At 63.9% G+C, this 14,135-nt stretch carries 11 protein-coding genes and 1 pseudogene; all 12 read right to left on the reverse strand.

The features are described 5' to 3' along the window. Positions 1 to 1,482, reverse strand: a pseudogene (locus tag PO883_RS16170) (type IV secretion protein Rhs); the annotation flags it as partial. Between the two features lie 16 nt (positions 1,483 to 1,498). Beyond that, a complete protein-coding gene (locus PO883_RS16175; RefSeq protein ID WP_289310684.1) occupies positions 1,499 to 3,916 on the reverse strand; it encodes a DUF6531 domain-containing protein in 2,418 nt (805 codons plus the stop codon). Positions 3,917 to 4,544: 628 nt separating this feature from the next. Beyond that, positions 4,545 to 4,802, reverse strand: coding sequence for a hypothetical protein (locus PO883_RS16180; RefSeq protein ID WP_289310685.1), 258 nt, complete (start codon positions 4,800 to 4,802; stop codon positions 4,545 to 4,547). A 205-nt stretch (positions 4,803 to 5,007) separates the two neighbouring features. After that, entirely contained in the window at positions 5,008 to 5,943 is a 936-nt protein-coding gene (locus PO883_RS16185; RefSeq protein ID WP_289310686.1) for a CHAD domain-containing protein, read from the reverse strand. A gap of 78 nt (positions 5,944 to 6,021) precedes the next feature. Then, positions 6,022 to 7,173, reverse strand: coding sequence for a mechanosensitive ion channel family protein (locus tag PO883_RS16190; RefSeq protein WP_289310687.1), 1,152 nt, complete (start codon positions 7,171 to 7,173; stop codon positions 6,022 to 6,024). Positions 7,174 to 7,499: 326 nt separating this feature from the next. Continuing rightward, positions 7,500 to 7,841 (reverse strand): hypothetical protein, encoded by a 342-nt coding sequence (locus PO883_RS16195; RefSeq protein ID WP_289310688.1) that lies wholly within the window; start codon positions 7,839 to 7,841, stop codon positions 7,500 to 7,502. A gap of 306 nt (positions 7,842 to 8,147) precedes the next feature. Then, a complete protein-coding gene (locus PO883_RS16200; RefSeq protein WP_289310689.1) occupies positions 8,148 to 8,633 on the reverse strand; it encodes a hypothetical protein in 486 nt (161 codons plus the stop codon). Positions 8,634 to 8,852: 219 nt separating this feature from the next. Beyond that, a complete protein-coding gene (locus tag PO883_RS16205) occupies positions 8,853 to 9,245 on the reverse strand; it encodes a RidA family protein (protein WP_167085409.1) in 393 nt (130 codons plus the stop codon). Position 9,246: 1 nt separating this feature from the next. Further along, positions 9,247 to 10,404, reverse strand: coding sequence for an acyl-CoA dehydrogenase family protein (locus PO883_RS16210; RefSeq protein WP_289310690.1), 1,158 nt, complete (start codon positions 10,402 to 10,404; stop codon positions 9,247 to 9,249). A gap of 1 nt (position 10,405) precedes the next feature. Then, the gene (locus PO883_RS16215; RefSeq protein WP_289310691.1) at positions 10,406 to 11,260 is read right to left on the reverse strand and encodes an enoyl-CoA hydratase family protein; all 855 of its coding nucleotides are present in this window, start codon (positions 11,258 to 11,260) and stop codon (positions 10,406 to 10,408) included. Positions 11,261 to 11,268: 8 nt separating this feature from the next. Next, positions 11,269 to 11,760: a MarR family winged helix-turn-helix transcriptional regulator gene (locus tag PO883_RS16220; RefSeq protein ID WP_289310692.1), complete on the reverse strand. Its 492-nt coding sequence runs from the start codon at positions 11,758 to 11,760 to the stop codon at positions 11,269 to 11,271. Further along, on the reverse strand, positions 11,760 to 14,132 hold the full coding sequence (locus PO883_RS16225; protein WP_289310693.1) for a bifunctional salicylyl-CoA 5-hydroxylase/oxidoreductase: 2,373 nt from the start codon (positions 14,130 to 14,132) through the stop codon (positions 11,760 to 11,762). The genes PO883_RS16220 and PO883_RS16225 overlap by 1 nt, the downstream gene beginning before the upstream one ends. Between the last annotated feature and the right edge of the window lie 3 nt (positions 14,133 to 14,135).

Raw genomic sequence — 14,135 nt, forward strand, 5'->3', positions numbered from 1 at the left:
ATTATAGGAAAAACTTCCCAGGCGGATAGGGTTTTCATCCGGTTGATCCTCACCAAACGGATTTGCCCCATCCCAGCGCCACACCATCTTGTTGTCGCCGGCGCGCGTAATGACCCTTGGTGTCTCCAGGTGGTCCGCATAGACGTAGTATGCATTTTCTTCCGCACTACTTGCGCGCGGCTTGACCACGGCAACCGGAATCCCCTCGAGGTAAACGGTTTCCTGTATCGGCGTGCCGGCGCTGTTGTACTCACCTACCATTTGCCCGGACTCGTCGTAGACAAAGTAAGTCGATACGCCGGCCGAATCAGACTTGATGGCCCGCTGGCCGAGCCCGTTGTAGCGGTGTTGGACAGCCGCGCCACCGGGGCCCGTGGTGCTGCCCAGGCGCCCATTGTTGCCGTAGACGTAGCGTATCGTTCCGTCACTTATGAGGTTACCCGTGGCGTCATACGTATTGCGTTTGGCGGGCACGGGTCCGGACGTGGAAGTAAGCCGATTGCTGCCGGGCTCGATAGTGTTGAGGTAGCTGTTGGGGCCGACTTTCAATCTGGTGCGGTTAGCATTGGCATCGTACTCGAAACTCTGGCCCCCGACGGCACTATCAAAACCGACCAGGCGATCACGTCCATCGTAGTAATAGCGCTGGTCCAGCTTGCCCGGCGTGCCACCCTTGTGTGTGCTGGAAACGATGCGCCCGGCGGCGTCGTAACTAAGCGTGCGTAGCGCACCGCCGGCCGCCGGGTGTCCCAGCGGATAGCTGACCAGCCGGTTCTCAAGGTCGAACCGGCGCTCGTATTTGTTGGGACTGCCCGCGCTGTGATTACCCCACAACCAGGAGCGCGCAGCGCCGAAAGGCTGGTACATGATGTCGCTCAGAATCGTCGTGCGCGCAGCATTTGGGCGCGTCAGGCTCAGGGCGGACGGCTTCCCGTTGCTGTCATAGGTGACGTCGACGCGATTGCCGCTGGGGTAGGTCATCGACGTGGCGTGTCCCACGGCACTCCCTTCGCTGCCGTAGGTGTAGGAAGTCACGAAGCGTCTGAACTCCCGGCCGCTCGTCTGTTCTTTCCTGGTAAGCCTTCCCATGCCATCGTAGGCGTACACCGTTTTCCCAGCCTCATCCGTCATTGTGGTCACGCGGCCCGCGGCCGGGCTGCCGGTAACGCCATACTCGAACGTGCTGGTGCCGATGGCGGTCACGCGCCCCGCCGCGTCGTATCGATAGGCGATCTTGCGTCCAGCCGCGTCAAGGCTCGCTATCACGTTCCCGGCTCCATCGAACTGCGTGGTCGTTGTGCCGGTGTCCGGGCTGATGAGCGCCGTTTGCTGCCCCAACCCGTTGACGACGTAGCGTGTTTGCAAGCGGCGCGGATCGAGCACGGAGGCAAGCTGATCCTGCGGCGTGTAGGCATAATCGATCACTGCCGGCTTGCCCGCAGCATCGGCGGCGGGAAGTGTCTGCTGTGTTAGACGGTTCAAGGCGTCATAAGTTCCCTTAGCGGCCCATCGGATCGGCGCTCGCCGTCGGGTTTCCGACCGCATCGTATTCAAAGCGCGCACCGGGGTCGTTGGCACTGCGCTGTTCCCGTTGCAGGCGGCTGAGCGCGTCGAAGGCACGCGTGGTCTGTGCGACCAGTTTGCCGCTCGGATCTTTCACCTCCTGGCGCACGACTTTACCCATCGCATCAAGCGTGAAGCCGATGCTGTTGCCGGAACGATCGCGCAAGCCGGTCAGGCGATGCGCGTCGTCGTAGCTGTAGCTTAGCGCCGAGCCGTCGGGTGCAGTCATACGGATCAGTTGCCCGGCAACGTCGTACTCGTAGCGCGTGGTTTCAGTGCGTCCGCTGGCATCGCGAACGGTGCTGGACACCAGGCGCTGGCGCGGGCCGTATTCAATCCCGACAATCTGGCCCGTGTGACGCTGAATTTTCGTCGGCAAGCCATCCTCGCTGTATTCGAGGTAACTGGTGACCTCGCCAACACTGTTGCGCACGCTCGCCAGGTCGCCCGGAGCGTGGCTTGCGCTGGTGTCGGCAAAATAGACCCTGCTGGACGATTCGGCTTTGTCATTGGCACCGACCGGACCACTGCTCGTCAGCATCTGTCCGTTGCGATTGTAGGTGTAGCGCCGTTCCTGGACAGGACCGGTTCGGACGGCCGCAAAGCCGAGTCCACCGTTACTGTCCGTGGTCGCCTGGACGGCCCTGCGGCATGCGACGGCGATCGGCTTCCCGTTGGGCAGCACTGCGCCGCCGGCGCATTCCACGACCTTGCCGGAGGCATCGCGCTGGCCGTTGTAGACGGTCGTTTCCACGCGCCCAGGCGAGGCAGTAGTGGTGGCCAGGGGCCAGTCCGGATGCCAGCGCGTACTCGTCTTGCGCGCGCCGGCTGGAATCGCGCTATCGATACTCGCGGGGCATACGGCATCCCTGGCCAGCCCGCTCGTGCGTGCCAGCTCGGTTCCACGGACGGGGTCGCTGATGAAGCAAGTCTTGTTTCCATTGAAGTCGGTACGGCTCGCCACGTCGCCTTTGGCGCTGTAGGTGGTCGCCTTGGCACTTGCAGCGCAGCCAGCGCCAGCGGGCTGGCTTTGCGCAGTTATCCGGCTCCTGCGATGGGAGGCGTACGCAATGTCGATGTTGCGGCTGCTGCCGAGCGGATCGGTGACGATCCGCGTGGTTCGGCTGGGATAGGCAAACGTGTAGCGTTGTGCACCGTCGGCGTGCTCCGACAGTACGGCCTGTGCGTCGCCGTTGTACGCATACGTGGCAAAGCGCTTGCCATGTTCATCGGTGATGCCGGTGAGCAGGAATCGATTGTTGGCGTCTTCGTAGTGGTACGCGCGCGATGACATCTCGGTACCGGAGCGGTCGAGGAAGTGCACGCCGATCAGGCGGTCCATACCTTCGATCACCGTGTCGCCGGCGAAAGCGGGCTGGTCATATTCGTAGCGCACGCCGCCGGTGGCACTGGAGATCGACACGACGAGCTCACCCTCCCATTCGATTTTCAGCCTGCGACCACCGGCGTCGACAATCTCCCTGAGATGGTTTTTCTCATCATAGGTATAGTGCGTCGCCATGCCAGCGCGGGTATGCACGCTGCTGAGCCTGAAATCATCGTCCGTCCGGATGTAGCGTTCGACCGTGCCGTCCGGCGTTGTCATGAGCCAAACGGCGTCATCGGGGCCTTGCACATCCAGCGTCATGCTCTTGTCGTAGTCTGACTCGTTTTTGCCGTCAGCCCGCCGCGAGAACTGAAAAGCGCTGCCATCTCTCAAGGTTCCCGTCACGCTTGGTCGGATCGTGCTATTGCGTGTTCGCGGCGCGGAAAAGACGCGCTCGAAAGAAAACGACCAGGCCATGCCAGCTGACTGACCGAATGCGTTTTCACGCGCGCTGCGGTAAGTGCGCTGAACCCGCAGCGCAGCGTTAGCACCGCCGGCCAGGTCGGTTTCGTGCTGGACTTTAGCGCCGCTGACGAACTGCACCGGGTTTCCTGCTGCCTCCCCGCATTTCAAGGGTCCGGGAATCTCCTGTCCCTCTTTGCGGCAAACGCCCTGGCCGTAGGTCGTGTATCCCGGTGCGCAGTCCAGATGGGTGTTCCCAAGCCAAGAAACACTGCCGCCTGCAAAAAGCCTGTAATTGCATTCAAAAAAGTCGCGGCGGCCGTGGTAGGGCTTCATCGAGACAAGCGGCTGTCCCGTGTGATTGATTGCCGTCCTTCCACATGCAGTAACCGGGTCCGCCACATACATATCCGGTTTGAAGACCCCCGCTGTGTAAGACCACCAACCGAGCGTTCCCTCTGGAAAGCCGTTCTCTGCGTGCGCACTGCCGAGCACCAGAAACAGCAATATTGGGGCGGAACGTATGAGACGAATATATGACGGAAACTGGCAGGTGTTGGGCATGGTTTTTCTGTCCTCTACGAAAGGATGCTGGCGTAATTGCCAGCGTGAAAACCACAATACTTAATTTAACAACTACGACACTGCCTCTTCACAAACCATTATTTGCGCCGGTTTATCGTAGATCATCCGTCCCAGAAAGACGTCTAGAACAGCCCCACCGGGTATTTGCTCATGCGCTCAAGGCAAAGCCGGACCCGCTCGACACCGAGGAAATCGGAACCGTGCTTGAGCACATTCGGACCAACTACGACGAGCAGTGGCACAACTATTTTGAGTTTGTATTTTTCCCCGGCGTGCGCCCCTCGGAACAGATCGCCCTCAAGCGGGCCAAGACACCGGCTCGCCTGTGCAGATCGTCTGGCGGCCGACGCTCAAGAAGCTGGGCATTCGCGACCGCGACGTTCGGCAGACCAGGCACTCGTTCGCGACCATGTGCCTTCACGCCGGCATGAACCCATGCGTATGTGTCGGCGCAAATGGGGCACGTCAACCCGAGAATGTTTTTCGAGGTCTACGCCAAGTGGATGAATGGCGCCGCAAGTGCGCGGGAAAAAGCTAACCAGCCTGTTCGGGGCGACGAGCAGTGCCCGCACCAGCGGCGCGCCCAGCCTGCCTGCGCGCCGGACCGCTACAGCATGCGCAGTACGCTTGCGGCCAGCGAGACGATGGTGCCCGCCAGCGCAGCGCTGGCAAACCAGACCAGCCCCCTCTTCGTGACGCCCCAGTACGCCTCGCATTCTTGCGGGTCGAGAAACCAGGTGCGGCTGAATGCGCCGGTATCCCGGCCGATCACGAGGAAAAGCATCGGCACAAAGAAGAACACGGCGAAGGCAAGCAGCGTTGCCAGGTTGCCGCTGAGGAGAGAATCCGGGCTCGCGTCTTGCATTGCCTCGATGCCGCCAATGCCCACAGATGACCATACCCCCCGCAAATGCAGCTGTGCGGTAAGTCGGTGTCATCGCCATATCGTCCCCTTCGAGGAATGCCAACGAATGGCATTCATGCAAAAGTTTATCCGATTGAGTGCCCAAGTGTCGAGCTTGGCGGCGCCGGCAGGCAGATGTTGGCCGCCCCCTACCCGCCCCAACATCCTACCCAGGCGCGCGCAAGGGCATAAAGCGCTTCCACAGCTTGCGCAATTTGCCGCCGCCCTGGCGCTGATGCGACGCCAGGTAGCCGCGCAGGAAGCCGGTGCCATCCTTCAATTCGTCGTTCCCATCGTTCAACTCCCGGAGCAGGCGGTCCGCCACGCTGGCGTCATTCATCAGGCCGAGTTCATCCTGCAAGCCGGCCAGCGCGTTGACGTAGGGCCGCACGGTTTTTTGCGGATACAGCGCGGCGAAAAATTCGGCGGCATAGCGCGTTTTCTTGGCGGCGATGCGCAGCCGGTGGCGCGCCTCGGGGCCGGCGCCTTTCAGCTTGCGGCCGCGCTTGAGAAGACGCTGCTGGTCCTTTTCCAGAATGCCGCTGGCGAAGTCGCCGATGCGCATCTTGAGCCGAACCTTGTCGATAGACAACTGCATCGCTCGCCAGCCGCGCTCGTCAAGCCAGCGCTCCAGGCGCCCGATCAGGTTCTGGTAGCGCTCCGACGCGACAGCCGCGCCGGCCACCGCATGCAGGGCCACGGCCTGGTCGGCGGCGGCGTGCTGCACGCGCACCAGCGCGGCGTCCGCATCGAGGCCGGTGGTGATGCGCGGCAAGGTCGAGCCGGCCAGCACATCCCAGTCGCGCGCCGGTCCCAGCTGGGAAACCAGCCAGTCCAGCTCCTGGCGCAGCGCCATGGGCAGGCTGAGCACCTCATCGAACATGCCGAGGGCCGAGCGCAGGCGGCGCAGGCCGACCCGCATCTGGTGCAGGCTCTCGACGTCATGGTACTTGATCACCCCGTTTTCGTTGGCCTCGATCTGGTCGAGGCAATTGCGCATGATCGCCTGGAAGGCTTTCTCGACGTTCATGCGGGCCGACAGCTTGAGTGCACGCGCCCTGATGGCCTTGGGCGTGGTGGGAAATCTGACCGCGGTATCCATAGTGCGCTTTCCTCCTCGGTGATATTGTGCGCGGAAACGCCGGCACAGGCCATTTCGTTACCGCTGCAACACGCCGATTCAGGCCGGTTGCTTGCGCGTCGACACAATATGATGCAGCGCCGCGGCCGGCTTGACGGGCGCCGCCGGCGTGGCGCTGGCGGCCCGCGCCACCCGCTCGATCAGCACATGGCGCGCGGCGCCCACCGTCGACACGCCCAGTTGCTCGAACGCTTCCATCGCGGCCAGCAGGATGGTTTGCTGGATATCCATATAGCGCCCGTAGGAAGGATCGAGCACATGGAACACGACATCGAATTCGAGCGCTTCCTGGGTCACGCTTTTCAGGTGCACGCGGTCGTAGCGCACGCCCTCCTGCGCTTCGATGATGGCGCGCAGCGCGGCCGGCACCTGGGCCGCCTGCGCGGTGCTGGTCGACGGATTGGCGCGCAGCGAGAACTGCACACGCCGGGTCGACATGCGCTTGAAGTTGCGCAGCGTGTTTTTCAGCAGTTCGGCGTTGGCGATGACGATCTGCTCGCCGCTGTCGGAGCGGATCCGGGTCGTCTTCAGGCCCACGTGTTCGACATTGCCCGAAAAGCCGGCGACGCTGATCGCGTCGCCCACTTCAAACGGCTTGTCGACAGCGATCGAGAGCGAGGCGAACAGGTCGCCGAGAATGTTTTGCACCGCCAGCGCGACGGCAATCCCGCCGATGCCCAGGCTGGCCACCAGAGTCGACACATCGATCCCGAGATTGGATAGCACGGCCAGCAAAAACACCACCCACAGCACGGTTTTCAGTACCCAGAGCATGAGGGTGTTGGCGACGGTGGCGGGCGCGTCCGGTGCACCGGCGCGGCTGCGGAAGTAGCGCTGCGCGCCGACGCTGAGCGCGCGGTCCAGATACAGCGCCAGCTGGGCGCCAAGGGCGATGAACCAGAGATGGCGCACCCGCTCGTCCCACGGCGCGCCGAGGTCGAGCACGGTCAGCCCGAACAGCAGCGCGGTGACCATCAGCGCCAGCTTGCTGGTGCGCGCCAGGGTGGCCTTGAGCAATTCGGCGGCCGGGCGGTCGGCCCGTCCCTGCTCGCTCAGCGTGGCGAGGTGGCGGCGGAACAGCACGACGGCGCCGTGCAGGATGACATAGCTGCCGACCGCCACGGCGGACGCGAGCAGCCAGTTGGAGGGGGCGATCCCGGCCAGTGGGGAGGTGATGTCATGGATAGTCAAATGTGGTCTCCTTCAAGTGCGGTGGACGGCTGGCGACGCTCCGTCCGAAAGCCGCAGCCTACAAGCTCGGCCTGAATGCTGTCGCACATTTCCCTCAAGAAAGGCACGCGCCCATGCTATTTCCGTGTCCCGCCGCTCAAGCGTGACAGCCCTCCCCCGTCCTGATTCCCCCCTTGAAAAGCCAGGACAGCGGCACTGTGTAAGCCAGTATCAGCGGCAGCAGGATGGCCGCTCCGATCAGGTAAGCGAGCGCTGCGAACCGGGACGGGACGCAGCCTGTTCCCGGCTAACGCCGGCGCCGCGCGTGGCAATGCAATCGGCGTTGTTTAACGGGTATCCGGTGCGGACCCCGGCTGGGGCGGCGCGTGAGGTACGGTTCGCGCGGGTGATGCCGCCGGCCGGTCCGGCCCTGGTGGCACAGGCGATACCGGAGGCAGGCGCGCAGCGAGCTTATTGATCTGGGTTCCCAGATACAGGCCTTGGCCGGCCATGCCGACGAACAGCGTGATGGCAATACCAGCGCACCATGTCACCGTGCTCATCAACGCAGTGTCGAAATCCGAACGCAACTTGTCCATTTTTTCGTTCAGGTCCAGACGCAAGCCGCTCATTTCTCCGCGCAATTCGGAACGCAGCTTGTCTACTTTTTCGTTGATATCGAGGCGCAAGTCGGCCAGGTCCGCCTAGGTAGCCAGGGTCGGCAAGATAGTATCAAAACGCGTTTCGAGCACGGTGAGGCGGCGGTCCATGCCGCCATCATACGGCGGTCCCCCGCCGCCGGCAACGGGCGCACCTATGTTGTCAGGTTCCGGCGGCCCGCTCGGCACGGCATTCATACTCATCGACATCCCCGGTTGGCACGGCACGCGCCGTGCCATCCAGTGTAGGCTTGTACGATTGCCGTCATCGGGTGTTCCACGCGCGCCTTGACGTGAGTCAGACAACGCAAGGACGAGGGGAACAAATTGAAAAGCTCAGCGCTGGGCGGGCGGCAAAGCACCAGGTACTTGCCTATCCGGAGGGGTTGCCGACGGCGCGCGGGGAACCTGCAGACGTGTGGCAAGATTGCTGATCTGGTTAGTGATCTGAGCCGTGACCTGATTGCTCAAGTAGATGCCCATGCCGGCGATGCTGAAGATCACGGTCATCGCAAGCGCGCCGAACCACATCATTGCCTTCATCAAGGTGCCATGTACCTCATTGCGCAGCTCGGATCGCATCTTTTCCATCTCAAGCCGCAATTCATTATTTGAACGCATGCACAAATCGACAAGCCCAACACGCAACTCGGCCAAGTCCGCCTTGGTCGCCAAGGTCGGCAAGATGGTGTCAAAGCGCGTTTCAAGCACGGTGAGGCGGCGGTCCATGCCGCCATCATACGGCGGTCCCCCGCCACCGGCAACGGGCGCACGTTTGTTGTCAGGTTCCGGCGGCCCGCTCGGTACGGCATTCATACTCATCGTCATCCCCTGCCTGGCACGGCACGCACCGCGCCATCCAGTGTAGGCGTGTACGGCTGCCGTCATCGGGTGTCCCACACGCGCCTTGACGTGAGTCAGACCACGTAAGGACAAGGGGAACAAATTGAAGAAATTGAGAAGCTCAGCGCTTTGCTGCCGGCGAAGCACGAAGCATTCTTCGATCCGGCGGCCCTCCCGCCCGCCCCCGCCCCAGGCAAGCTACGCCGGCACGATTGCCGTCACTTCGATTTCCACGCGCGCCTTATCCTCGATCAGGCCAGCCACCTGCACCGCCGTCATGGCCGGAAAGTGCCTGCCGATGACGTCGCGATATGCCGCGCCGACTTCCTTGTGCGCCCGCAGATACTCGTGCTTGTCGAGCACGTACCACGTCATGCGCACGATGTGCTCGGGCCGCGCACCACCCTCGGCCAGCACGTCGACCACATTTTGCAGCGCCTGGCGCACCTGCCCGGCGAAGTCATCCGTGTGAAACACGCCCTGGCCATCCCAGCCGATCATGCCGCTCACGCACACCGTGCGTCCGCTGGCCGCCACGCCATTTGAATAGCCGCGTGCCCGTACCCAGCCCGGCGGTTGTAGAAATTCCATGCTATGCCTTCCCTTCCAGCGCCGGCGCGGTTTCGCGCAGCAACTCGCGCGCGATGATCAATTGCTGTACCTCGGTAGCGCCTTCGTAAATGCGCAGCGCGCGGATCTCGCGGTACAGCCGCTCCACCGGATGCTCGCTGACCACGCCCATCGCGCCGAACATCTGCAGCGCCGCGTCGATGACCTTCTGCGCCGTTTCGGTCGCCGTCATCTTGGCCATGGCCGCTTCCTTGGTGACCTTGCGGCCCTGGTCGCGCTGCCACGCCGCCCGGTACGTCAGCAGCACCGCCGCATCGATCCCGGTCGCCATCTCGGCCAGCTTCGCTTGCGTGAGCTGGAAGTCGGCCAGGGTCTGGCCGAACATCTTGCGCGTGCTCGCATGCGCGATCGCCTCGTCGAAGGCGCGCCGCGCAAAGCCCAGCGCCGCCGCCGCAACCGAGGTGCGGAACACGTCCAGCGTCGCCATCGCCACCTTGAAGCCCTGCCCTGCCTCGCCCAGGCGCTGCGAGCTTGGGACGCGGCAGCCATCGAAACGCAGGCGCGCCAGCGGATGCGGTGCGATCACCTCGATCCGTTCGGCCACCGACAACCCGGGCGTATCGGCATCGACGATGAACGCGCTGATGCCGCGCGCGCCAGGCGCCTCGCCGGTACGCGCGAACAGCACGTAAAAGTCGGCGATACCGCCGTTGGAAATCCAGGTCTTCTCGCCATCAAGCACATAATCGTCGCCGTCGCGTACAGCCGCGCACTGCATCGCCGCCACGTCCGACCCGGCCTGCGGCTCGGACAGCGCGAACGCCGCAATCGCCTCGCCGCGCGCCACCCGCGGCAGGTAGCGCTCCTTGTTGGCGGCGCTGCCGAACAGCGAAATCGCGCCCGATCCCAGGCCCTGCATGGCGAATGCGAAATCGGCCAGGCCATCGTGGCGCGCCAGCGTTTCGCGGATCAGGCAAATGGCGCGCGTGTCGATCACGCCAACAGCATGCTCAAGCCAGCCGCCCGTGCCAAGCTGGCGCACCAGCGCGCGGCAGGCGCCATCGACATCGCGTCCGTGCGTGGGCGACAGCCTGGCGCTCGCCCACGTGTCCAGTGCCTGTTCCAGCGCAGCGTGTTTGGCGTCGAAAAACGGCCAGTCCAGATACGTTTTGTCAGCCATCTCAATCCCCCTCGAATACCGGCCGCTGCTTGGCCACGAAGGCGTGATAAGCGCGATGAAAGTCATTGGTCGCCATGCAGATCGCCTGCGCCTGCGCTTCGGCCTCGATGGCTTCGTCCACGCCCATATTCCATTCCTGCTGCAGCATTTTCTTGGTCATGCCATGCGCAAACGTCGGCCCCGAAGCGAGCGAAGCGGCCAGCGCCTGCGCATCGGCCAGCAGCGTTTCCGACTCGCTGATACTGTTGAAAAAGCCCCAGCGTTCGGCTTCGAGGCCCGACATCGAACGGCCCGTGTACAGCAATTCGGCGGCGCGTCCCTGCCCGATCACGCGCGGCAGCAGCGCGCACGCGCCCATGTCGCAGCCGGCCAGGCCGACCCGAGTGAACAGAAACGCCGTCTTGCTGCGCGCAGTCCCGATCCGCATGTCCGACGACAGCGCCAGGATCGCACCGGCGCCGGCGCAGATGCCATCGACCGCGCTGATCACCGGCTGCGGACAGGCACGCATCGCCTTGACCAGATCACCCGTCATGCGCGTAAACGCCAGCAGGCCGGGCATGTCGAGTTGCGTCAAGGGACCGATGATGTCGTGCACATCACCACCCGAGCAAAAATTCTCGCCCGCGCCGGTAATGACAAGCACCTTCACATCGTCCGCATACGCCAGCGCGCGAAACAGGTCGCGCAGCTCGGCGTAGGACTCGAAGGTGAGCGGATTCTTGCGCTCCGGCCGGTTCAGGGTCAGGGTCGCGACCGCGCCCTCGACCTCGAAACGAAAGTGGCTGGCCCGGTACGACGCCAGCGCGCTGCGGTTGCCGGGCAATTGCTGCGCCTGGCCTGGTAGGTAACGCATGGTATTCCTTATTGAAGATGCTGTTTCATTTGCGAGAGCAGCGCGATGAGCTGCCCCTTGTCGTCGGGCGACATATCCTTGAGCAGGTCGGCGATCCACTCCTCGTGCACCACCGCCATTTTGGCGAACGCGATGTGGCCCTCGCACGTCAGCTTGACGCTGTAGGCGCGCCGGTCCTTCGGGTCGGGCACGCGCACCACCAGCGCTTCCTGTTCCAGCTGGTCGGTGATGCCGGTGATGTTCCCGCCGGTGACCATCATGCGCTTGGACAGCTCGCCCATGCGCAGCCCGTCCGGATGGCGCTCCAGCTGCGCCATCAGGTCGAAGCGCGGCAAGGTGATGTCGAAGGTGGTACGCAGGCGGCTGCGAATCTCGTTCTCGATGCGCACCGTGCACGAAAGCATGCGCAGCCACAGCTTGAGCGACTGGTGATGATCCTGCGTCAGGCGGCTGGCCAGGTCCAGCGCCGTGCCATCGTCCCGCGGTGAGAGCTCGTCCATCAGCCCTCCAGCAATCTGGCCGCAACCTGCTGCGGACTCAAACCGGCACCGGCGGCGGCCAGCTGGCGTTCGCGTTCCAGGTTGCGCTCCAGCTGCAGCTTGGCCGGCCGGTACTGCTTCGGCCAGTCGATCGCCGAAAAGCCGATGCGCGCCACTTCTGTCAATGTCCACGCCGGGTTGGCCAGATGCGGCCGCCCCACCGCGCACAGATCGGCGCGGCCGGCCGCGATGATGCTGTTGGCGTGATCGGCCTCGAAAATCGAGCCGACCGCAATGGTCGGAATCTTCGCCTCATTGCGCACGCGGTCGGCGAACGGGGTCTGGAACATGCGTCCGTACACCGGTTTTTCGCGCTTGCTGACCTGCCCCGACGAGCAGTCGATCATGTCGGCGCCGGCATCCTTGAACAGGCGCGCGATCAGCACCGCGTCGTCGGGCGTGATGCCGCCGTCGACCCAGTCGTGCGCCGAAATGCGCACGCTGATCGGCCGGTCGACCGGCCAGGCGGCGCGCATCGCGCGAAACACCCGCAGCGGATAGCGGCAGCGGTTTTCCAGGCTGCCGCCGAATTCGTCGCCGCGCCGGTTGGTCAGCGGCGAAATGAACGACGACAGCAGATAGCCGTGCGCGCAGTGCAGCTCCAGCCAGTCGAAGCCCGCCTCAAACGCCGCGCGCGTGGCGCGCACGAAATCGGCTTCGATGCGGTCCATGTCGTCGACCGTGGCGGCGCGCGCGGTCTGCGAAACGCCCTCCAGATACTGTTCGCTCGACGCGGCCAGCAGCGGCCAGTTGCCGCTCTCGAGCGGCTGGTCGATCCCGTCCCACATCGCGCGGGTCGATCCTTTCGGCCCCGCGTGGCCCAGTTGCAGCGCGATCCTGGCGTCCGAAGCGGCATGCACGAAATCGACGATGCGCTTCCACGCCGCCGTGTGTTCGGGCGCGTACATGCCGGGGCAGCCTGGGGTGATGCGCGCATCGGCCGACACGCACGTCATCTCGGCAAACACCAGTCCCGCGCCACCCAGGGCGCGCGCGCCAAGGTGCACCAGATGATAGTCGCCCGCCACGCCGTCAAGCGCTGAATACTGTGCCATGGGCGAGACCACGATGCGGTTTTTCAGCGTCACGCCGCGCAGCTTGAAGGGAGTGAGCATCGGCGGCATGCGCGCGCCGGCCGGCAATGCCAATTCCGCCTGCTCGCAGGCGCGCCGCGCAATCCAGGCCTCGAAGCCGGCGACGTAAGCGGGGTCGCGCAGGCGCAGGTTTTCGTGCGACAGGCGCTGGCTGCGCGTGAGCATCGAGTACGCGAACTGCGGCGCCTCCATGGCGGTGTAGCGTTCCACGTTTTCGAACCACTCCATCGAATTGCGCGCCGCGCTTTGCAGCTTGAGCACTTCAACCGCGCGCACTTCCTGGTAGGCCGCCAGCGCCTGCGCCGCATCCGCGTGCGCCCCGAAACAGCGCGCCAGCTCGATCGCGTCTTCCAGCGCCAGCTTGGTGCCCGAACCGATCGAGTAATGCGCCGAATGGGCCGCGTCGCCCATCAGCACCACCGGCACCGCCCCGTTCCAGTGCACCCACTGCGCGCACACCACGCGCGGAAAAGTAATCCACATGGCCGAACCGCGCAAATGCGGCGCATTGGACATCAGCGCATGCCCGTCCAGCTGGTCGGCGAACAGGCGCTCGCAGTACGCGATACTCTCTTCCTGCGTCATCTGGTCCAGTCCCGCGCGGCGCCACACCTGCTCCGGCGTTTCGACGATGAAGGTCGAGGTATCGCCATCGTACTGATATATATGGGCCTGGAACCAGCCGTGCTCCGTCTCCGCGAAGGCGAACGTGAACGCATCGAACTTCTTGCGCGTGCCAAGCCACACGAAACGGCAACGGCGCGCCTCGATCTCGGGCTGATAGGTGCCGGCGTAGCGCTTGCGGGTGCGGCTGTTCAAGCCGTCCGAAGCAATCACCAGCTCGGCCCCGTACTTGCCCGCCAGCGCCTGGTCGTCCTCGACCTCGTTTTCGAACACCAGCTGCACGCCCAGTTCCTCGCAGCGCTGCTGCAGGATGTTGAGCAGGCGCTTGCGGCCGATGCCGCAAAAGCCATGCCCGCCCGACGTCACTTTCTCGCCCTTGAAGAAGATGTCGATGTCGTCCCAGTGATTGAACGATTGCAGAATCTCGCGCGCGCTCGGCTCGTCGGCGTTCACCAGGTTGCCCAGCGTCTGGTCCGAAAACACCACGCCCCAGCCGAAGGTATCGTAAGGCCGGTTGCGTTCGACGACGGTGATCTGGTGGGACGGGTCCTGCTTTTTCATCAGCAGGCTGAAATACAGTCCGGCGGGGCCGCCGCCGATGCACACAATATTCATGAG

The sequence above is a fragment of the Massilia sp. DJPM01 genome (assembly GCF_030348125.1).
Classification (GTDB): Bacteria; Pseudomonadota; Gammaproteobacteria; order Burkholderiales; family Burkholderiaceae_D; genus Telluria_A; species Telluria_A frigida.

Bases quoted from the DNA above. Each gene is read 5' to 3' on its own strand.
- PO883_RS16175 (WP_289310684.1), bottom strand. From the start codon at position 3,916: ATGCCCAACACCTGCCAGTTTCCGTCATATATTCGTCTCATACGTTCC.
- PO883_RS16180 (WP_289310685.1), bottom strand. From the start codon at position 4,802: ATGCAAGACGCGAGCCCGGATTCTCTCCTCAGCGGCAACCTGGCAACG.
- PO883_RS16185 (WP_289310686.1), bottom strand. From the start codon at position 5,943: ATGGATACCGCGGTCAGATTTCCCACCACGCCCAAGGCCATCAGGGCG.
- PO883_RS16200 (WP_289310689.1), bottom strand. From the start codon at position 8,633: ATGAGTATGAATGCCGTACCGAGCGGGCCGCCGGAACCTGACAACAAA.
- PO883_RS16205 (WP_167085409.1), bottom strand. From the start codon at position 9,245: ATGGAATTTCTACAACCGCCGGGCTGGGTACGGGCACGCGGCTATTCA.
- PO883_RS16210 (WP_289310690.1), bottom strand. From the start codon at position 10,404: ATGGCTGACAAAACGTATCTGGACTGGCCGTTTTTCGACGCCAAACAC.
- PO883_RS16215 (WP_289310691.1), bottom strand. From the start codon at position 11,260: ATGCGTTACCTACCAGGCCAGGCGCAGCAATTGCCCGGCAACCGCAGC.
- PO883_RS16220 (WP_289310692.1), bottom strand. From the start codon at position 11,760: ATGGACGAGCTCTCACCGCGGGACGATGGCACGGCGCTGGACCTGGCC.
- PO883_RS16225 (WP_289310693.1), bottom strand. From the start codon at position 14,132: ATGAATATTGTGTGCATCGGCGGCGGCCCCGCCGGACTGTATTTCAGC.